20 protein-coding genes are annotated in these 19243 nt (G+C 38.8%); 12 read left to right on the top strand and 8 right to left on the bottom strand.

Annotated elements, in window-relative coordinates; genetic code table 11:
* The first annotated feature begins 126 nt into the window (after positions 1-126).
* Positions 127-2370: an ATP-binding cassette domain-containing protein gene (locus tag I2F89_RS09690; RefSeq protein WP_195514284.1), complete on the top strand. Its 2244-nt coding sequence runs from the start codon at positions 127-129 to the stop codon at positions 2368-2370.
* A 53-nt stretch (positions 2371-2423) separates the two neighbouring features.
* On the opposite strand, the gene I2F89_RS09685 is transcribed toward I2F89_RS09690, so the two are convergent.
* Entirely contained in the window at positions 2424-2774 is a 351-nt protein-coding gene (locus I2F89_RS09685) for a thioredoxin family protein (protein ID WP_115358086.1), read from the bottom strand.
* A 279-nt stretch (positions 2775-3053) separates the two neighbouring features.
* Here I2F89_RS09685 and I2F89_RS09680 point away from each other — a divergent pair, with 279 nt between their 5' ends.
* Positions 3054-3977 carry a permease gene (locus I2F89_RS09680; protein WP_065096782.1) on the top strand — a complete coding sequence of 308 codons (924 nt, stop codon included), beginning with the start codon at positions 3054-3056 and terminating at the stop codon, positions 3975-3977.
* Between the two features lie 10 nt (positions 3978-3987).
* Positions 3988-4827: a TIGR03943 family putative permease subunit gene (locus I2F89_RS09675; RefSeq protein ID WP_115358084.1), complete on the top strand. Its 840-nt coding sequence runs from the start codon at positions 3988-3990 to the stop codon at positions 4825-4827.
* Positions 4828-4985: 158 nt separating this feature from the next.
* Here the strand turns inward: I2F89_RS09675 and I2F89_RS09670 are convergent, their stop codons facing one another.
* Entirely contained in the window at positions 4986-5459 is a 474-nt protein-coding gene (locus tag I2F89_RS09670; protein ID WP_010734803.1) for a threonine/serine exporter family protein, read from the bottom strand.
* A gap of 15 nt (positions 5460-5474) precedes the next feature.
* Positions 5475-6227 carry a threonine/serine exporter family protein gene (locus I2F89_RS09665; RefSeq protein WP_023520080.1) on the bottom strand — a complete coding sequence of 251 codons (753 nt, stop codon included), beginning with the start codon at positions 6225-6227 and terminating at the stop codon, positions 5475-5477.
* 224 nt (positions 6228-6451) lie between these two features.
* Between I2F89_RS09665 and I2F89_RS09660 the strand changes: the two genes are divergently transcribed.
* From I2F89_RS09660 to I2F89_RS09630, 7 genes are all read left to right on the top strand, one after another.
* Positions 6452-6841: a TetR/AcrR family transcriptional regulator gene (locus I2F89_RS09660; RefSeq protein ID WP_195514266.1), complete on the top strand. Its 390-nt coding sequence runs from the start codon at positions 6452-6454 to the stop codon at positions 6839-6841.
* 3 nt (positions 6842-6844) lie between these two features.
* Positions 6845-7225 carry a hypothetical protein gene (locus I2F89_RS09655; RefSeq protein ID WP_062804860.1) on the top strand — a complete coding sequence of 127 codons (381 nt, stop codon included), beginning with the start codon at positions 6845-6847 and terminating at the stop codon, positions 7223-7225.
* 284 nt (positions 7226-7509) lie between these two features.
* Positions 7510-8229: a DNA/RNA non-specific endonuclease gene (locus I2F89_RS09650; protein WP_071867299.1), complete on the top strand. Its 720-nt coding sequence runs from the start codon at positions 7510-7512 to the stop codon at positions 8227-8229.
* Between the two features lie 258 nt (positions 8230-8487).
* A complete protein-coding gene (locus I2F89_RS09645) occupies positions 8488-8754 on the top strand; it encodes an IreB family regulatory phosphoprotein (RefSeq protein ID WP_002290885.1) in 267 nt (88 codons plus the stop codon).
* Positions 8751-9182, top strand: coding sequence for a Holliday junction resolvase RuvX (ruvX, locus tag I2F89_RS09640; protein ID WP_019723844.1), 432 nt, complete (start codon positions 8751-8753; stop codon positions 9180-9182). The genes I2F89_RS09645 and ruvX overlap by 4 nt, the downstream gene beginning before the upstream one ends.
* A gap of 21 nt (positions 9183-9203) precedes the next feature.
* Positions 9204-9509, top strand: a complete 306-nt coding sequence (locus I2F89_RS09635; RefSeq protein ID WP_010734809.1) for a DUF1292 domain-containing protein — start codon at positions 9204-9206, stop codon at positions 9507-9509.
* A gap of 150 nt (positions 9510-9659) precedes the next feature.
* Complete coding sequence (locus I2F89_RS09630) at positions 9660-10094, top strand: GNAT family N-acetyltransferase (RefSeq protein ID WP_115358079.1); 435 nt, start codon at positions 9660-9662, stop codon at positions 10092-10094.
* A gap of 62 nt (positions 10095-10156) precedes the next feature.
* Here I2F89_RS09630 and I2F89_RS09625 read toward each other — a convergent pair whose 3' ends face one another.
* The 3 genes from I2F89_RS09625 to I2F89_RS09615 all read right to left on the bottom strand — a co-directional run bounded on the left by I2F89_RS09625 (position 10157) and on the right by I2F89_RS09615 (position 14981).
* Positions 10157-11479, bottom strand: coding sequence for a 2-hydroxycarboxylate transporter family protein (locus tag I2F89_RS09625; RefSeq protein ID WP_071867301.1), 1323 nt, complete (start codon positions 11477-11479; stop codon positions 10157-10159).
* A gap of 263 nt (positions 11480-11742) precedes the next feature.
* Positions 11743-13383: a malolactic enzyme gene (locus I2F89_RS09620; protein ID WP_071867302.1), complete on the bottom strand. Its 1641-nt coding sequence runs from the start codon at positions 13381-13383 to the stop codon at positions 11743-11745.
* Between the two features lie 203 nt (positions 13384-13586).
* Positions 13587-14981 (bottom strand): PLP-dependent aminotransferase family protein, encoded by a 1395-nt coding sequence (locus tag I2F89_RS09615; RefSeq protein ID WP_195514283.1) that lies wholly within the window; start codon positions 14979-14981, stop codon positions 13587-13589.
* Between the two features lie 94 nt (positions 14982-15075).
* Between I2F89_RS09615 and I2F89_RS09610 the strand changes: the two genes are divergently transcribed.
* Positions 15076-16035 carry an ornithine cyclodeaminase family protein gene (locus I2F89_RS09610; RefSeq protein WP_195514265.1) on the top strand — a complete coding sequence of 320 codons (960 nt, stop codon included), beginning with the start codon at positions 15076-15078 and terminating at the stop codon, positions 16033-16035.
* 7 nt (positions 16036-16042) lie between these two features.
* Positions 16043-16825 (top strand): PhzF family phenazine biosynthesis protein, encoded by a 783-nt coding sequence (locus tag I2F89_RS09605; protein WP_071867305.1) that lies wholly within the window; start codon positions 16043-16045, stop codon positions 16823-16825.
* Positions 16826-17060: 235 nt separating this feature from the next.
* Here I2F89_RS09605 and I2F89_RS09600 read toward each other — a convergent pair whose 3' ends face one another.
* Both I2F89_RS09600 and I2F89_RS09595 read right to left on the bottom strand, forming a co-directional pair.
* Positions 17061-18164 carry an alpha-hydroxy-acid oxidizing protein gene (locus tag I2F89_RS09600; protein WP_115358076.1) on the bottom strand — a complete coding sequence of 368 codons (1104 nt, stop codon included), beginning with the start codon at positions 18162-18164 and terminating at the stop codon, positions 17061-17063.
* A gap of 243 nt (positions 18165-18407) precedes the next feature.
* Entirely contained in the window at positions 18408-19175 is a 768-nt protein-coding gene (locus I2F89_RS09595) for a DeoR/GlpR family DNA-binding transcription regulator (RefSeq protein ID WP_074800274.1), read from the bottom strand.
* Positions 19176-19243 lie beyond the last annotated feature (68 nt).

The following is a 19243-nucleotide window of genomic DNA, read 5'->3' as shown; positions in this document are numbered from 1 at the left end:
TGTCTATTCAATTAGAAGGCTGATAGGACAATGACTGAAATCTTCGAAATGTATTATAGTGACACATTGTTTCTGTGTTATAATAATGCTTCACCAAAAAATCCAGGGAATACGGGAGGATCAGCAATGCAGGAATATATCAGGATACATAATGCCAGACAGAACAATCTAAAAGGGTTTGATTTACAAATCCCAAAAAGAAAGATCACGATTTTTACAGGTGTCTCCGGTTCGGGTAAATCTTCCATCGTTTTTGATACGATTGCCCAAGAAGCAGGCAGACAGCTCAATGAAAACTTCTCTAAATTTGTGCAGAATTTCTTACCTAAGTATAGTCAGCCAGAAGCAGACGCCATCGACAATTTATCTATGGCAGTCGTCGTAGATCAAAGCCGTTTAGGTGGGAATTCTCGTTCTACATTAGGAACGATCACAGATATCAATCCACTGATCCGCTTGCTTTTTTCTCGTATTGGTACACCACACTTAGGTCCCGCTTGGAATTTCTCATTCAATGATCCTCACGGCATGTGTCCAGCGTGTGAAGGGGTTGGTCGGATCGTTGGATTGAATCTAGACAAAGCGTTAGATTTAGAAAAATCGTTGAATGAAGGAGCGATTTTACTTCCAGGCTATAAAGTCGGATCTTGGTTATTGAAGTCGTTCACGAACACAGGTTTTTTTGACAATGATAAGCCATTAAAGGATTATTCAACAGAAGAAATGGAAAAGTTCTTGTATGCTTCAGGAGAAAAAATCGATTCGTTATATATGGAAGGGATGAGTTCGACCTATGAGGGATTAGTGGCACGTTTCAATCGTTCCAATATCAAAGGGGGCACTGAGAGCTCTGCCGCGACCCAGAAAAAAATCGCAGCGTTCATGGATGAACAAAGATGCCCAGAATGTCAGGGAAAACGATTCAATCAAAAGGTTTTGGGCTGCAAGATCAACGGATATTCAATCGCAGATTTCTTAGCGATGCAACTGGATGAACTATTAGAAATCTTACCGAGGATCACAGATGAAATGATCCAACCAGTGTTGAAAAATCTCCAATCACGACTACAAGATCTGATCAATATTGGGTTAGATTACGTTTCTTTAGATCGCGAGACAGCGACTTTATCTGGAGGAGAAAGCCAACGAGTGAAAATGGTCAAGCACTTATCTTCTAGTTTAAATGACGTTATTTATATATTCGATGAGCCAAGTATTGGTTTGCATCCACGAGATGTTCATCGCTTAAATGAATTACTAGTCAAATTGCGTGATAAAGGAAACACGGTAATTGTCGTAGAACATGATCCCGATGTCATCAAAGTAGCAGATCATATCATTGATGTAGGACCAAAAGCTGGTAAAAATGGTGGGTATATCACCTATGAAGGTAGTTATGAAGGATTACTGGCTTCTGATACTTTAACTGGGAAAGCTTTTGGACAAATGATAGGTTTCAAACAGGAGCCAAGAAAAACAGACAAGTTTATTGAAACCTCAAAATCGACATTGCATAATCTTAAAAATACTTCTCTCAGAGTACCATTAGGTATTTTTACAGTAGTGACTGGAGTAGCTGGTTCAGGAAAGAGCAGTTTAGTGAACGGCGTGTTTGCGAAAGAGTACCCGGAAGCAATCAATATCGATCAGTCAGCTGTTGCAGGGAATATTCGTTCCAACCCAGCGACTTATTCAGGGATCATGAACGATATCCGCAAGGTCTTCTCGTTGGAAAATAATGTTTCTGCCGGACTGTTCTCTTATAATTCAGAAGGGGCATGTGAAACTTGTAAAGGACATGGTCATATCAAAATGGAATTATCTTTTATGGATTCTGTAGAGGTACTTTGCCAAGCTTGTGGAGGTAAACGATTCAAAGAAGAAGTTTATCAATACAAATTAAAAGAGAAATCGATCGATGAAGTACTAGCGATGAGTGTGACTGAAGCGGTGGCATTTTTTGAAGAAAAATCGATTCAACGAAAACTGAAACAAATTTTAGAAGTAGGGCTAGGATATATGACGTTGGGACAACCCTTAAATACATTGTCAGGAGGAGAATGTCAACGGTTGAAACTAGCGAAGGAATTAAGTAAAAAAGGCAATATCTACATTATGGACGAACCAACAACCGGTTTACACATGGCAGATATCAAGAGTATCTTAGAAATCATCGAACGGTTGGTCAATAAAGGAAACACGGTCATCGTCATTGAACATAATCTGGAAATCATGAAGGCAGCAGATTGGTTGATCGATGTAGGGATCGATGGGGGAATTCGTGGTGGCGAGATCCTTTATGAAGGAACACCAGAAAAAATCGGTACTTGTGAACAGTCGATCACAGCTCGTTATTTAATGAATGTTTAAATAAAAAGAGCGACAAGTCATTATTTGAAGAAAATGACTTGTCGCTCTTTTTTCTAGTGATCAAATAAAGTATCGTAGCTGATTTGATCAGTTGATTCATTTAATTGATCTAAACGCTTTGTCAGTTGTTCAAATTGAATAAAGCGGGCTTGTCGCTCGACTTCTTTCCCCAAATGGAAGAGCAAGATCACTGGTGCAGTAAATGCTTGGAATGTGCCAGCTACTTCCGGCATCTCGAAGGCATCTAAATGATACGCTGGGAAAGTATAATGAGTCAATAATTGCTCCAATTTTGGCACTACTGCATGACAAACACTACAATTGGGTGTAGAAATCGCAAGCACGACAGTCGGTTCTTCTTGGATAGTTTTTAAGACTTCAGTTAAATCATGGGTTTCTTTCATGGTGATAACTCCTTAAGGTTGCTTTTAGCACATCGCTGATTCGATGGTGAAAAAGTATTCAGTCGTATACAGATAGAAAATAGGCAAATGACTCTCTTATTTTTTACCTGAATCTTCATTTTAGCTGTGCTAAAAATAAATCCATCTGACGTAGATGTCAATAAAAAAGCTTTTTTTGATTTCTTAAACTTATGAAAAAAATTTAAGCTTTCTTGTATTTTATTGAAGAAAAGCGTATATTGATGGGCGAATGAAGTTCAAATGACAAGGAGAAATTATATGTTTTCGTTTATTCCAAATTCGGTATTGCAGATGGGAACGATTTTTTTATCAATCGTTATCGAAGCCTTGCCGTTTGTTTTATTGGGATGTATCATCTCAGGTGCTTTACAAGTATTTTTGACCCCCGAACGTGTCAAACGATGGTTACCTAAAAATCGCTTTTTATCGATTATTGTTGGGTCTATTCTAGGTTTTTTCTTTCCTTCATGTGAATGTGGGATCGTTCCAATCGTTCATCAGTTTGTAAAAAAAGGGGTTCCTGTCCACACAGCATTTGCGTTTATGCTCACTGCGCCAATCATTAATCCAGTCGTGATCTTTTCAACTTTTATTGCATTTGGCAATACTTGGAAAATGGCGGGGCTGCGTATGTTAGGAAGTTTTATTGTCGCACTGATCGTAGGTGTCTGGTTGGCCTATATCCAAAAAGGCACAATCTTGAAGTCTTCATTTGATTCAGCGATGGTTGAGCCTAACTCCCATACACATGAGCATGAGGAAGTGGAAGCAATCGCACCACAGAAATGGGGACATCGAATCCTCCATGTCTTGACTCACTCGATTGATGAGTTCTTCGATACGGGCCGCTATTTGATCATTGGCGGTTTGATTGCTGCAGGGATGCAAACCTATTTACCTACGAGAGTGATGTTGACGTTAGGTTCGACAAAGCTATTAGCCATTTTGATCATGCTAGTATTGGCATTCACGATGTCTCTTTGTTCCGAAGCGGATGCGTTTATTGGTTCCTCTTTGTTAAGTCTTTTTGGAACAGCACCAGTTGTTGCTTTCTTAGTGTTTGGACCAATGGTGGATATCAAAAACTTATTGATGATGAAACGTTACTTCAACACACGCTTCATCGTTTCATTAATCGGGCTGATCGCCTTAAGTGTTATCGGCTTTACACTATTTATTTAGGAGGAGAATCATGCTGCGATTTTTGATTTTATCTGGTTATTTTGAAATGATGATGTATCTTCAAGTTTCAGGGCGTTTAGATCAATACATCAATGTCCATTATCGTTATTTGGCAGTATTATCCATGGTTTTATCTGCCTTACTAGCCTTAGTTCAGTTGTATCTTTGGGTAAAAGCAGATGGGAAAAAAGGAGTCCATGAGTCCCATGATTCTCATGATCACGGATTATCAAAACCCTATCAGCGATGGATTGCTTATCTCTTATTAGCCTTGCCGATCGTTGTAGGAACACTGTTTCCGACAGTTAGTTTAAACACAACGATCGTGGAAGCGAAAGGGTTCAACTTTCCACTAAGCAAAGAATCTGTCGGCGATCCACAAGTGCAAACGCAATATTTGAAACCAGATACGAGTATTTATTTCAATAAATCCGACTATCAAGATCAAATGAATGAGTTAAAAGATAAATACGAAGATGAACAAATGATTGCGATCACAGACGATAATTATTTAGAGATCATGGAATTGATCTACAACTATCCAAGCGAATTCATTGGTAAGAAAGTCTCTTATGAAGGCTTTATCTATCAGTCGAAAAATGACAAGGCTACTGATACCTTTCTCTTTCGATTTGGGATCATCCACTGTGTTGCTGATTCCGGGGTTTTTGGATTGTTGACGCATCTGCCAGAAGGAATGACTGTGAAAAATGATGACTGGTACAAAGTAGAAGGGACGATCCAAACCGATTTTTATCAACCTTTCAAGCGAGAGATTCCTTCAGTCGTAGTGACGAAAGTAGAAAAAATCACTGCTCCTGAAAATCAATATGTGTATCGTGCATTTTAAATGAACGAAACAAAGTTGTAGTCATGTACAATATAAACAAAAAAGTGATAAGAGATGAAATTCTTGCGAGTTTCGTCTCTTATCACTTTTTTTATTAAAGGTTGCAAGAATCCCACAGTATGATTGCTCTGTACAAAAAAGATCAAAGCGAGAAACGCTCATTTTTTCTTTCTTCTCTTCAATACAATCGCTTCACGTTTCAGTTTAAAACTACGGATATTGTGGTTGAATACTTCTGATATCACTAGACCTAAGGCAATCGCTCCAGCAATCATGATCGCTTGAACCGTGAAAAATGCCGCATCTTGATAAGCGCCTGTAACTAAACTACGAACAGCTTGATAGGCTAATCCTCCAGGAACCAGTGGTACCATACCGGGGATATTGAAAATCGTGACGGGCATTTTTAGTTGCTTAGAAAAAAGATCACTAGCAAAAGCAACGCCTAATGAACCTAGTAATGAACCTAAAGCTGCACCGCCACCCATAGCTAGACACAACCAATAGATCATCCAACCTACGGCACCAGCTAAACCACACCAAACTAAGGCTTTTCTTGGCACATTAGTGATGATTGCAAAAGCAGCGGTCGCTAAAAAGCTAAAAGAAAATTGAATCAATACATGCCACATGGCTAAAGTCCTTTCTTAGTAGAAGATTTGAAAGATAAAGGCGATTGCAAAACCAATCATCGCTGCAGTCATCATCGCTTCTGCTCCACGAGAAACACCAGAAACGTAGTGCCCCGCTAATAGATCACGAATCGCGTTGGTGATTTGAACACCAGGAACCAACGGCATGACACAACCAATGATGATCAAATCCTGATTGAGACCGATTCCTAAACGCACGCTTAAAATAGCGGCAATACCGATAATCAAAGAGGAGAGGAATTCAGCTAAAAACTTGATTCTAAAAAAACGTAAACTGCAAAGATAAACAATGTAGCCCACTCCCCCGATCGACAATGTGATCGGTAAATCTTTCAATTCGCCACCAAATAAAATCATGATCGTCCCACTAATGATAGCAGCGCTGATGATTTGTAGCCATACTGGGAACATCCGTCGATCTTTCTCGACTTCTTGTAATGCGCTATATAGTTCTTCCAAAGTCAATTCATTGGCAACATATTTTCTTGAAAGGTTATTGACCTTGACTACTCTTTCTAAATTGATCGTTCGATTAGTGATTTGTTCCATGCGGATCGTCGAAGTCCGATCAAAACCGATAAATAGTCCTGTTTGGGTCACGTAGCTGACTAAGCGATAATTTCCAGAAGCAGAAGCAATCCGACTCATCGTATCTTCTACACGGTACATCTCTGCATTACTTTCTGTCATTATTTTTCCCGCCAATAAACAGGTATTAAGCAATAAATCTAAATCTCTTTCTGGCATGGCATTTTCTCCAATAGTTGTTTTCTTGTATTTATTTTACTACAAACAAATTGGAAAACGTATAAAAAGAAAACTTGAATCTCAAAAATAAGCAGTGAAAGGTAAAATAAGATCCAAGTGAGAGCAATGCAGAAGAGAGCCAAGTGTTAAGTCAATAGTTAAGATAAAACAAGCTTTTTGGTTAATTGTTGACCAATCGTTCAATAATGTGGCATAATCAAGTTATGGGAAGAACAAGAGAATTTAATGAAGAGAAAGTTTTACTAGAATCGGCAAAAGTATTTGCCAAAAATGGGTATGCAGGGACGTCGATCAGTCAATTGGTAAAAGCGACTGGCTTGCTTCGAGGAAGTTTATACTCTGCTTATTATAGTAAAGCTGGTTTATTTACGACTTGCTTTAACTATATAGCTGAAGAGGGAGTGACCGATAATGGGTTATTGATTGATTTATTGATCATCGCATTATTAGAACGTACGGCAGATGACAACGAAGTAAAGAAAGTCGCACAGAAGGTAATCACCGCTTTGGAAGAGAAAAACGAAGGTTCGATTGAAACGATCATTGCTGATCGAATCATGCGTCGAGGGAATCTTACAGACAGGGGGAAGTAGAAAATGGCTAAAGTTGAAATCCAAAATGATCGATTGATCATCAGTATGGAGGGCGTACGAAAACTGTGGGCATTGAAAAATGAAATATCCACACCATTATCCAATGTATTAGGCGCAACTGTGGATGCCGATGTCTGGGAAGATACACCGAAATTTGGCGAAAAAAGAATGGGAGTTGATGCCTATGGATATTATTTTGCCGGAACATTCGTCCAAGATTCAAACAAGGTATTTTATGACCTCAAAAGAAAAGAAAACGCAGTCGTTATCACACTAAAAGATGAAGAATTCAATCGTCTCATCATTGGAGTAGAAGACCCAGAAGCAACAGTCGCGATGATCGAACAGGCAATGAACAGAGCAAACTTTGTAAAAGAAACTTGAAAGAAGAATCGATGTTGAGCACCTAATTGTCCTATCAAAAAAACGTATTCACCTGGTGATAGAATAGACAAGAAGATCAATCGAATCAATTGATGAAGTTTTAGTAACAACCTAGATTTCCTTTCACGTGGAAATTTAGGTTGTTTATTTTAGGAACTAGACTGAAAATGCGTATATAATTTTTGAAGAAGGAATTGTTGAAAGAATTTAAATACTTCTTTATTTAAAAAAAGGGGAACATATGTTAAGATTTATGGAGTTCGACTGAATAAAGGAGTAGATACATGAACAAAAAAACAACCAAAACAATCATAGGTGTCGCAGTTGCTCTTTTAGCTGGTGCATTAGGGATTTCAACGACGCAAAAAGACTCTGATCTCGTTCAACAACTGACAGGTCTATTTGATGCAAAACCTCAAGTCTCACAAGTGGCAAATCTTCCTGAATACGACGGCACGCACCAAGAAATCGAAATCAATCAAAATAAGCCGACTTTTACAAAAGAAGAACTGAGCTTAGATAAAGGAACATGGGAAAGTTATTCCGATATCGATCGACTGAATCGTGTAGGTCAAGCCAATGCCATGTTAGGAAAAGAGATGTTCCCTAAAGAAAAACGTGAGTCCCTTTATATCGATCCTACAGGTTGGAAACAAAAAAAATTGAGTGACGGACAATGGCTTTACAATCGAAGCCACTTGATAGGTTTTCAGCTAACTGGTCAAAACAATAACATCAAAAATTTGATGACAGGGACTCGTTCGTTGAATACCCCTCATATGCTGGCACATGAAAACGATATTGCCGCATACATCAAAGAAACCAATCATCACGTTCGCTATCGGGTAACACCACATTTTGAAGGAGAAGAGCTAGTAGCACGAGGTGTTCAGTTAGAAGCCCAAAGCATTGAAGATAACCAAATCTCGTTCAATGTGTTTATCTATAATGTGCAAGACGGTTATACGATCAACTATCAAACGGGACAAGCAAAGAAAACATGATCTATGTGCGTTAGTTATTTGAATATTTTGTGAATTTTTTGAAAAAACAGAGAAAAGACTTATTTTTCATTAAATATCACGTATACTGTAAGAAAGTGTACTCATAAATGTTGGAATCAATACAATCAAATAAGAAATCATTATTATTTTTATATTTCTAGCGAAGTTGGAATATTTATTTGTAGTTTTACCACATTTCGAGTAAAATAAAGGGTGTAGAGGGTAATTTGACTACCCTGCGGAAAGAGGTGTAGAATCATGGGTTTTACAGATGAAACCGTACGTTTTGGTTTTGATGATAGTCGTAAAAAAGAAGTCAGCGAAACATTAGCGATCGTTTATCGGGCTTTGGAAGAAAAAGGCTACAATCCAATCAACCAGATTGTGGGCTACTTGCTTTCTGGAGACCCGGCCTACATTCCTCGTTATCGTGATGCAAGGAATCTGATCCGTCGTCATGAACGCGATGAAATCATGGAAGTGATCGTCAAAGACTATCTCTCAAATCATGGAGTGAATCTATGAGAGTGATGGGCTTGGATGTCGGCTCAAAGACTGTAGGTGTCGCTGTTAGTGATCCTTTTGGCTGGACTGCACAAGGCGTAGAGATCATTCGTATCGATGAAGACAAAGAAGAATTTGGATTTGAGCGACTGGCAGAACTGGTCAAACAGTACGAAGTAGATCGTTTTGTTGTAGGCTTGCCGAAAAACATGAATAATTCAATCGGTCCTAGAGCAGAAAGCTCAATGGCTTACGGAGAAAAGATCAAAGAAATGTTTTCTCTACCAGTCGACTATCAAGACGAACGACTGACTACCGTACAAGCAGAACGTATGTTGGTCGAACAAGCGAATACGTCAAGAGCAAAAAGAAAAAAAGTCATCGACAAGCTTGCTGCGGTGATGATTTTACAAAATTATTTAGATGGTTCGGGAAAACAACTATTTTAAAAAATGAAAAGAGGGGTTCTAATGGCAGAACACAATCATACACATGATCATGAAGGACATGAACATATCACATTGGTCGATGATCAAGGAAATGAAACATTATACGAAATCTTGTTAACAGTCGATGGCCAAGAAGAATTTGGTCGTAACTACGTATTGCTTTATCCAGCCGGCGTACCGGAAGATGAAGATGTAGAATTACAAGCCTATGCCTACGTTGAAAACGAAGACGGAACAGAAGGCGAATTAGAACAAATCGAAACAGATGCTGAATGGGATATGATCGAAGAGGTCTTCAATACATTCATGGCTGAAGAAGAAGAATAGTATTAAAATAGTGGAGAAACCTTGAAATGCAAGGTTTCTCCTTTTTTTATCATTCTTTTGATCAAGAAATTGACCAAGGTTTATTTCCATAGAAAAAACCATGCTATCCTTGTCTTAGTACATAAAATTAGAGAAGAAAGGAAGAACAAAATGATAAGAACTGCTCGTGTGGAGGATGCAGAAACCATAAACAAGCTAAATAAGGAAGAATTAGGGTATGAGATACCACTTTCGGAAATGACGAAGCAATTAGAATGCATCTTGGCACAACCAGAGATCTATGTCGTCGATGTTTATGAGGAAGAAGGGACGAAGAAAGTATTAGGATATGTCCATGCCCAAAAGTATGAAACATTGTTAAGTCCAACGTTGTTCAATATTCTAGCATTAGCGGTTTCTTCAAAAGCCCAACATCAAGGAATTGGCAGACGATTGATGGAGAGTGTCGAGAAGGAAGGAACAGAACGTGGCTATTTTGGTGTTCGACTAAACTCTGGCGAACATCGAAACGAGGCACACCGTTTTTATGAACGTATCGGCTATCATTCAACCAAATGGCAAAAACAATTTCTAAAGGAATCATGAATGTCATCGTACAAAAAAACTTCTCGAATAAGAATCGAGAAGTTTTTTTACATTTATTCGAATTAAGAGAATAGTTGCATCAAAAATCCTGAAATGATCAAGACGATCGCTCCGCCTAAACGATTGCCCATTTGAGCAAAAGCAATCAATTCCATGCGGTTTGCTGCGGATAAGACGGCAACATTTCCTGTACCACCCATTGAATTGTTACATAGTCCTGCTGTGATCGTTGATTCGATCGGATAAAGTCCGAATAGACGACCGACAAAAGCAGATACAAGAGAGATGACAATGACACTTGTCAAGCAAAGTACGACGAATTGCCATGTTAAAGCAGAGGCTAAAACATTCAAGTTCAATAAGGCAATCCCGATACCCGCTAAAACAGCTGCTGTTAAATTTTTAACAATCAAGTTATTGAACATGATCGCTGCGTCTTCATAATATTCAGGAAGAATATTGGTGATTTTACAAATGACTACGATAATGATCATAAAAGCATACGCATGAACTTTTGGTACAAAGTAATTACCGATTTGTCCAAGAATAAAGAAGGTGATCGACACCATCAAACCAACACCTAATTGAGGGATAGAAGGTTTTACATTGCGTGGTTTGCCGTCGCCTAGATCGCCTTTTTCCATCAGTTTCCCATTACCATTCAATTTTGGCATGGATTGTCCAGCGCGAGCGACTAAAGCGGCACCGATAATGGCAAGGACATTTGTCATTGCAGTTGCGGGAATCAAACGTGAAATAATAGCAGAAGCGTCTGTTCCTAGGACGTTTGCATAAATAGTTGATAGTGGAACAGCACCAGCACCTACACCACCAGCCATAGCAGGTAAAGAGATGTATAATACGGAATTAGCGAAACCATTACCAATCAACATTCCCACTAGTCCAACCGCAAAAAATGAAACAACCATAGAAATAAGTGCAACAGGGATAAAACGAACGGAAGCTTTCATCAATAATTTGCGGTTCATTCCTAGAATACTTCCGGTAATCAAAGCAGCGATATAAAAGTCTAAAAAGCCCATATTATTGACAAAGTTTTCAGTTGATTTCACGACATAATCAGGTAAAATACCAAAGGTTGCGATAGCTGCGGAAGCGAAGATCGCAAAAACAGAGCCACCACCTAAATAACTTTTGACGATTGGGATTTTTGTCCCGATAAAATGGAAAAGATTCCCAAAAATGACGAGGATAGCGATTGGCCCGATCATATTTGTTGGTAATTTACCTAATGCCATCGCAATGATCAACACGAGAACCATGATCAAATAGATAGGTAAACTGACTCCACTGATTTTTGTTTCCCAAAAACCTTCTTTGTTTGTCTTAGCGACTGTAGAAGTCGTTTGTTCTTGATGTAACATTCTTACAGATCCTTTCCTTGATTAACGTAAGAGGAGTTCCCTATTAGTTGAAAAATAATTTAAAGCTATTCTTCAACCGACTCCAGTATTTCTTGGCAAAAAACACCCCTTGGATCAATTCGTTGAAAATAGTTGGTTTTCCTATTTCTCGGTGAACGAATGATCCAAGGCTTCGATGTTTATCATGCGTATTTTTTACTTTAAGTCTCGTTGTGCTCAGAACTGTTTTAGTAACGAGTTGTTGTAAAAGAGACGAGCGTGAGTTAAGCTTCTAAATCTTGATATTCAGGCACCCATTTAGCTGCTTCGACAGCTGCTTTGATGTCAGTGATTTCTTCACGATTCAATTGTTGATCCACGACGGATTGAGCGACTGTTTCAGCAATCGTTTGTGAGAATTCAGTGATTCTTGCAACAGGTGGTAAAATAGCTGCCCCTGGTTTTGTGACATCAACGATCCCACCTAATGCTCGACTTGCTTGTGAGATGATCTCAGCGTTCACACGAGTAGCTGTTGAAGCAATCAAACCAAGTCCTAATCCTGGATACATCAATGCGTTGTTTGCTTGTCCGATTTGATAAGTCACGCCATTGTATTCCACATCATCCGCAGGGATACCTGTTCCAACTAATGCTTTTCCATCTGTCCATTCAATCAAATCTTTAGCTTTTGCTTCTGCTAATTTTGTTGGGTTAGACAAAGGCATGATGATTGGTCGTGGTGTATGGCTAGCGATTTCTTTGACGATTTCTTCTGTGAATGCTCCTGGTTGAGTAGATGTACCGATCATGATTGTGGGGTGAATTGCTTTGACAACTGCTTCTAAATTAGTCAATTCTTCACTATTAGCAAATTCTGAACGTTTACGTGCAAAAGGAATTTGTCCAGGCGTCAAGCCTTCAGTATCTTCGAATAATAGTCCTTGTTTATCCACTTGATAGAAGTGTTTACGTGCTTCCTCTTCCGGCACACCTTGACGGATCATTTCATCTAATAAGATATTAGCGATACCGACTCCAGCTGTTCCAGCTCCAAATGTTAGGATTGTTTGATCTTTCAAGGCTTCACCAGAAATATTCAATCCGCCGAGTACACCAGCTAGTACGACGATTCCTGTTCCTTGGATGTCATCATTGAATGTTGTGATTTTGTCTTCATATTTTTCTAAGATCGTTGCGGCATTGCCACGACCAAAGTCTTCCCAGTGTAACAATAGTTCAGGAAATAGTTCTGTAGCGGATGATACAAATTGGTCGATGAATTCATAGTAAGAATCACCTTCGACACGCGCATGTTTGTTTCCTAGATATAACGGATTATTCAATAATTCTTCATTGTTTGTACCAGCATCGATCGATACAGGTAATACTTGCGCTGGATTGATACCAGCAGCAGCTGTATAAACCATTAGTTTTCCGATCGCGATGTCAACACCATTGACTCCCCAGTCACCCATACCAAGGATTCCTTCTGCATCTGTGACAACGATCAAACGGATATCACGACCAGCTGCGGCATTTTTCAAGCTTTCTTTGATCAATTCTGGTTCGTCGATCGAAAGAAATGCAGCATCTTGTGGTTTTAAGAAAATTTCATTGTATTGTTCGATGGCATCTGCGACTACTGGATCATATACTACTGGCATAAATTCTACTAAATGTTGTCCCATCAATTTATAGAAAAGTGTGCGGTTTGTATTGAATAAGTTCATTAAGAAAATACGTTTTTCTAAATCAGTTTGTTTGCTTAGGTATTGGCCATATGCTTGCACAGATTGTTGTTCTAATGTTTGGACTGTGCTAGGAAGCATTCCGGCAATTCCGTATTTTTTACGTTCTTCTTTTGTAAAAGCAGTTCCTTTATTTAAAAATGGATTATTTAGTAAGTTTAACCCTGTTAGCATGAATGATTCCTCCTAAGTTTTAATACATACGAAGTATAGGGTTCGCTCAGGGCTATAGTCAAAATAGGTAGTTATGATAAATTTTATTTATATGAAAAAAGAAAAAAGGAGGAACCTATGATCAAAAATAGGTTCCTCCTCGATGGGTTCGAGCAGTTAAAACAAAAAGAATGAGTTGCATCATTTTGATTTTATGTGATAAGTCATCGTTGAAAGTACACGATTTCTTTTTTGACGATTTCAAGCCCTTTCGTTAATACTTCCAAAGGATTAGAGGATAAAGCAATTCGAATAAAAGGATCATGCTGCGGTTGGGTCGTAAAACGATGTGAATGATAGACACGAATCCCTTTATTTAAAAAAGCTTGTTTGATCGTTTCTGGGGACAGATCATTTCGAACAGGGAGATTTCGATAAAAAGGAAGTGGATTGGTCGGTCGTGGCAAGTTGAAAAGTGTATCGAATCGTTCATTTGCTTGTTTTGTATAGTTGGATTTTGTTTCGAGTATGTCCTGTGCGGTTTCTGAGCATAAGATTTGTGTGACAATCTCAGCCTCTAAACTCGAGGTTTTGACATTAATGTTGAAAATTGCCTGTTGGATCTTTTGTTTGTACTTTTCGGGAAATACTAGAAAAGCAACACGCAAGCCTGCACAGATAAACTTGGTCATTCCAGCAAGATAAATGGTTTGTTCAGGAAGTAATTGCTGGAATGAAGGTAGTGTTCTTTTTTGATTATAGGTAGTCAAAAAAGAATGGATGTCGTCTTCGATCACGATCAATTGTTGCTTTGCAATGACTTCTTTTAGCTGTTGCCTCCGTTTTGCAGATAGTTGAAAACCAATGGGGTTGTTACAAGAAGGCATCAGAAAAATCCCGTGGATTTCTTTTTTCCGACATTCTTGTTCAAGCAATTCGGGAAGCATACCCTCCATATCAAAATCAATCGGCACGATTTCCATATGGTAAAGGTGAGCAAGCTCAATGAAATTCGAATAAGTATAGCGATCGACAGCCAAACGATCTCCTGGAGAAAACAAAGCAGCTAGTGTGATCGCCAAGCCATTTTGGACACCTGAAACAATAGCGATTTGTTCCCTTGAAGCATAGACACCTTGTGTTTCCAACCAATTTTTAGCAATCGTCAATTGATAGGTTGTCCCTAAAGGTTCACGGTAGCTAAGAAGTCCGTTAGTCGCATGATTTTGTGAAACAGATTGAATAAAAGGAGTGATCATTTCGTTGCATTCATCAAATGAACTGACTAACCCAAAATCAATGACATGATCAGGTACTTGATCAGAAGAAATAGTGATGGAGGTAAACGCATTGGGGGACACAAACGTCCCACTCCCGATACTTGTATAAAGTAACCCTTTTTCTAGTCCCAATTTATAGGCTTGACCAACCGTTGTGAAATTGATGTCTAAGAAATCAGCGAGTTCTCTTTGGGAAGGCAACCTTGTATTTTTTTGTAATTTATTGGATAAAATATCAGCTTCTAGCTGCGTGATAAGTGATTGATAAATCGGGCGATGTAACTTTTTTTTATCTGGACGCCAAGTCAGTGGATAGTTCTCATAAGAATTGATCGACATGCTCGTTCCTTCTTTCAAAAAATTGTATTCCATACAATTATATCATTGAATGTATTGTTTTCGAACGCTAGGATAGAAAAAAAGGAGGGGAAATATGCAAATCATCGATAATCATGAAGTAATCACTCATTTTAGTTTTACAGAAGCAATCAAAGTAATAGAACAGTGTTTTGAAGATTTTCAAATGGGGAAGATTTCTCAAGAGAAGCGAATGGTCCAACAATTACCAGATGGAGAGGAACAAAATATCTTTGCGATGATGCCCGCTTATTTGGGAAGGAACCGGTACTTTGGTTCAAAAATCATCACGGCTTTTCCCAACAATCACAAACAAAAGCTACCTTCACATTTAGGTGAAATCATACTCTTCGATTCAAAAAACGGACAACCCGTCGCGATGATCGATGCGAATGCCGTGACTTGGATACGGACAGCAGCAGTTTCAGCATTAGCCACGGATTACCTAGCAAAGTCATCAGCAGATACACTCACATTGATTGGAACAGGGCAACAGGCGGTTTCACATCTAGCCGCAATTACCTGTGTCCGAAAGATTCACCGTGTGTTTGTCTATGATTTAGATGAAACACGACGAAAACAATTTATTCTAGAACAGCAAAATAATTATCCAAAACTGCGTTTTATTGATTGTCCGACATTGGCTGACGCGACTATGGAAGCAGATATTATCTGTACTTTAACACCTAGTAAGTATGCTTTTTTATCAAAAAAAGAGGTTAAATCTGGCGCACATATCAATGCAATCGGAACATTTACACCAGATACCCGTGAATTAACAAGTGATTTGATGGCATCTGGGCAACTGTATGTAGATGATTACCAAGCGGTCAAAAGGGAAAGTGGCGACTATTTGATCCCCTTGTCAGAAGGAAAAATTGATCAGACAAACATTCTCGGTTCTCTAGGTGAATTAGTCACCCATCAGAAAACAGGGCGTACAGAAGAACGAGTGATCACGATCTTTGATGCGGTTGGCTTAGCAGTAGAAGATTTATGTTGTGCCGAATATATTTATCAAAAAGTAAAGGAGTAGTCTATAAATGAATTTACCCTATTATATAGTTGACGCTTTCACTAATGAAGTGTTTAAAGGAAATCCTGCTGCGGTCTTTGTGTTAGAAGAATGGTTACCTGATGATACTATGCAAAAAATCGCCATCGAAAATAACCTATCCGAAACCGCCTTTACCGTAAAAAAAGAGAAGGGCTATGAGTTACGATGGTTTACTCCTGATCGTGAAATCGACTTATGTGGTCATGCGACTTTAGCAACTGCATTTGTATTGTTCCATTTCTATGGCATCAGTGAATCCACGATTTCATTTTCAACGCAAAGTGGTCACCTATTTGTCACACAAAAAAAGGGGGAATATGCGATGGATTTTCCAAGTATATTACCGCAATCGATCGCTATATTACCAGAATACGAGCAAGTGCTTGGTGCAAACATAAAAGAGGCTTATCTAGCAAGGGACTTGTTTTTTGTTTTAGAAGACGAAGAGACAGTGGCAAATCTGATGCCTGATTATACTGCAATGAGGGAATTAGAAGAAGGGATCGGCGTGATCGTCACAGCCGAAGGAAAGAACCAAGATTTTGTTTCTAGGACCTTTTTCCCAAAACTAACGATCAATGAAGATCCAGTATGTGGCTCGGCACATGCGAATTTGATTCCTTATTGGGCACAAAAGCTTGGAAAGGATGACTTGGTTGCTCAACAACTTTCTGCCAGAGGCGGGTTCTTGACTTGCGAGTGGCTAGGTGAACGCGTGATGATCAGTGGCGAAGCAACGTTGTTTGCAAAGGGCGAAGCGTATATTTAGATAATCCATCTAACAACATTTATAGTGAGAGGTATACTTAGTTTTTTATAAAAGTAGCGAGCATGATAACAGTATCCAATACCGCTAAATAAGCCAGAAGACCCGAAATTTGTATCAATTTCTGGGGCTTCTGGCTTATTTCTGAAGGAGTTACTTTTTCTGACTGTTTATTCGGTTTTAAGAGTGTCGATTGGCTAAGATTATAGCTGTCATTTCTATTTAAGTTTTTTTTGATTTAGTAGAAACGATTTTCCCGTAATGTCACATTTTTGATATCTTCGACGGTTTGGGTTCCAGCTAATTGCATCACCATTTCTAGTTCTTTTTTGAAGAAGTCGAATACTTGTTGGATGCCAGTACTTCCACCAAGAGCTAAACCATAGATAGCAGGGCGACCGATTGCGACTAGATCGGCACCAGAAGCAATTGCTTTAAAGACATGCTGACCACGACGAACACCACTATCAAAGACGATAGGGACACGTTTATCGACGGCTTCTGCTACATATTTCAAAGAATCAAAGGCTGCTGGCCCACCATCTAATTGACGACCGCCATGATTCGATACCCAGATGCCATTTGCCCCCGCATCTAATGAACGATAAACATCGTCTTCTGATTGCACACCTTTAACATAAACGGGTAAGTCAGAATGAGTAGCAATAAATTCCACATCTTTTGGACTTAACTTTTGTTTTGAGGACTTATAAACTGCGTCCATCGTTTGTCCAACCCCTGATTGATAGGCTTGAACGATCGGCATTGGCAAAGGAAAAGTGAAACCATTGCGAAGGTCTGTTTCTCGATTCCCACCAACGGTTGCATCAGCTGTCAAAACGATTGCTTTTGCGCCATTACGTTTGGCCATCTCTAGAATATCTAAATTGATCCCATTGTCTTTACTCATGTAAAACTGGAACCATTGTGGTGCGTCTGGCCCACCGGCCTCGCGGATTTCTTCTAATGTGCATGAAGCGTAAGAACTCGCTGTATAAATCGTATGAAAATCGGCAACTCCTTTTGCTGAAGCTTTTTCTGCATGTGTATGAGCTAAACCATGAGCTGCAATAGGCGCCATGATGATTGGCGCAGTCAATGTTTCTTGGTCAAAATAAGTCGTTGTATCTGGAATTTCGACGTCTTTTAAAACATGAGGAATAATCAATTGATGATTGAATGATTGCACGTTTTCTTTATACGTAAAGAGATCTCCAGCACCACTACTGATATAACCGTATCCGCCAGTAGGAATCACTTGAGCTGCTGCCATTTCTAAGTCTTCTGTATTGATAAAACTGATTTGCCCTTCTTGTGAGCCAGCTTGATAAATCATTTCCATAAAACAAACCCTCTTTCTTAATATCGATCAATAAATAATATTGCTTTTGTCAGCGTTTACATTTTTATACTACGCCTTGTTTTTAAAACAGGCAAATAATCTGTTTTATTTTATATAACCGAATGAAGAGTTACTGCTATGCAACAGTATAGTCACGCTTTGAATACGTGACTAAAAGAAGAAAACCGAATGATATCTGTTTTTTATCTGTTAGCAACTTTGACGAAATTTTCTTTTTTTTTTTTACAAACTTACTCGAATAACAGTGACACCTAATTGTTCGATTTTTTTGGCAAGTTTAGGTGAACAATGCTGATCAGTGATCAAGTAATCAAAGGCTGAGACATCAGCAATCTTAAACTGTGAAGTCCGGCCAATCTTACGATGGTCTGCAACAAGGATACGACATTTGATACTCTTTTTGATCATCCATTCGTTGATTTTAGACTCGTTTAAAATTTTTGTTGTCACACCATTTTCTAAATCTACTCCGCTACATCCAATAATACAGACGTCTGCATTCATATCTGCCAATGTGCGAGCGGCAATATCTCCTACCAAAACTTCTTTTGGTACGCGTAACTCGCCACCAGTGAGAATATACGTATAATTTCCTTGTCTGACAGAAGAAACAACCTTTAGATTATTCGTTACGACGGTGACATGATTCGATTCTAAATAATCTAGTGCAGCTAAGGCAGTGGAACTTGAATTGATAAATACTGTGGCATAGTCTCCAATATATTGACTGGCACAACGAGCGATTTGATGTTTGATCCACGTTGGTCCTGAAAGATCAAAATTTGTTTGATTGTCATAATTGAAAAGGCAATAGCCATGTTCACGAATAATCTCATTTTTTTCTTCTAAAAATCTAAGGTCTCGACGAATGGTGCTGAGTGATACGTGAAGCTTTTCAGACAGTTCAATCGTGGTCATTTGTGTGTGCCTTTGTAATAGATCAAGAATTTCATTACGTCTTTTTTTAATCGTCAACAGAGAATTTTTCATTGTTATCCTTCCTTTTCAATCAATTTTTTCTCTATATGACTAATTATAGCTAAACGAGCATAAAAAAA

The sequence above is a fragment of the Enterococcus sp. 1001283B150225_161107_E12 genome (assembly GCF_015556925.1).
In the GTDB taxonomy this organism is placed as follows: domain Bacteria; phylum Bacillota; class Bacilli; order Lactobacillales; family Enterococcaceae; genus Enterococcus_B; species Enterococcus_B mundtii.
Note: the sequence above shows the minus strand (reverse complement) of the source record. Positions and strands in the feature narration are given on the sequence as shown.

Bases quoted from the DNA above. Each gene is read 5' to 3' on its own strand.
- I2F89_RS09615 (WP_195514283.1), bottom strand. From the start codon at position 14,981: ATGTCGATCAATTCTTATGAGAACTATCCACTGACTTGGCGTCCAGAT.
- I2F89_RS09610 (WP_195514265.1), top strand. From the start codon at position 15,076: ATGCAAATCATCGATAATCATGAAGTAATCACTCATTTTAGTTTTACA.
- I2F89_RS09690 (WP_195514284.1), top strand. From the start codon at position 127: ATGCAGGAATATATCAGGATACATAATGCCAGACAGAACAATCTAAAA.
- I2F89_RS09645 (WP_002290885.1), top strand. From the start codon at position 8,488: ATGGGTTTTACAGATGAAACCGTACGTTTTGGTTTTGATGATAGTCGT.
- I2F89_RS09660 (WP_195514266.1), top strand. From the start codon at position 6,452: ATGGGAAGAACAAGAGAATTTAATGAAGAGAAAGTTTTACTAGAATCG.
- I2F89_RS09670 (WP_010734803.1), bottom strand. From the start codon at position 5,459: ATGTGGCATGTATTGATTCAATTTTCTTTTAGCTTTTTAGCGACCGCT.
- I2F89_RS09620 (WP_071867302.1), bottom strand. From the start codon at position 13,383: ATGCTAACAGGGTTAAACTTACTAAATAATCCATTTTTAAATAAAGGA.
- I2F89_RS09655 (WP_062804860.1), top strand. From the start codon at position 6,845: ATGGCTAAAGTTGAAATCCAAAATGATCGATTGATCATCAGTATGGAG.
- I2F89_RS09595 (WP_074800274.1), bottom strand. From the start codon at position 19,175: ATGAAAAATTCTCTGTTGACGATTAAAAAAAGACGTAATGAAATTCTT.
- I2F89_RS09625 (WP_071867301.1), bottom strand. From the start codon at position 11,479: ATGTTACATCAAGAACAAACGACTTCTACAGTCGCTAAGACAAACAAA.
- I2F89_RS09665 (WP_023520080.1), bottom strand. From the start codon at position 6,227: ATGCCAGAAAGAGATTTAGATTTATTGCTTAATACCTGTTTATTGGCG.
- I2F89_RS09605 (WP_071867305.1), top strand. From the start codon at position 16,043: ATGAATTTACCCTATTATATAGTTGACGCTTTCACTAATGAAGTGTTT.
- I2F89_RS09650 (WP_071867299.1), top strand. From the start codon at position 7,510: ATGAACAAAAAAACAACCAAAACAATCATAGGTGTCGCAGTTGCTCTT.
- I2F89_RS09685 (WP_115358086.1), bottom strand. From the start codon at position 2,774: ATGAAAGAAACCCATGATTTAACTGAAGTCTTAAAAACTATCCAAGAA.
- I2F89_RS09680 (WP_065096782.1), top strand. From the start codon at position 3,054: ATGTTTTCGTTTATTCCAAATTCGGTATTGCAGATGGGAACGATTTTT.
- I2F89_RS09600 (WP_115358076.1), bottom strand. From the start codon at position 18,164: ATGGAAATGATTTATCAAGCTGGCTCACAAGAAGGGCAAATCAGTTTT.
- I2F89_RS09635 (WP_010734809.1), top strand. From the start codon at position 9,204: ATGGCAGAACACAATCATACACATGATCATGAAGGACATGAACATATC.
- I2F89_RS09630 (WP_115358079.1), top strand. From the start codon at position 9,660: ATGATAAGAACTGCTCGTGTGGAGGATGCAGAAACCATAAACAAGCTA.
- ruvX (WP_019723844.1), top strand. From the start codon at position 8,751: ATGAGAGTGATGGGCTTGGATGTCGGCTCAAAGACTGTAGGTGTCGCT.
- I2F89_RS09675 (WP_115358084.1), top strand. From the start codon at position 3,988: ATGCTGCGATTTTTGATTTTATCTGGTTATTTTGAAATGATGATGTAT.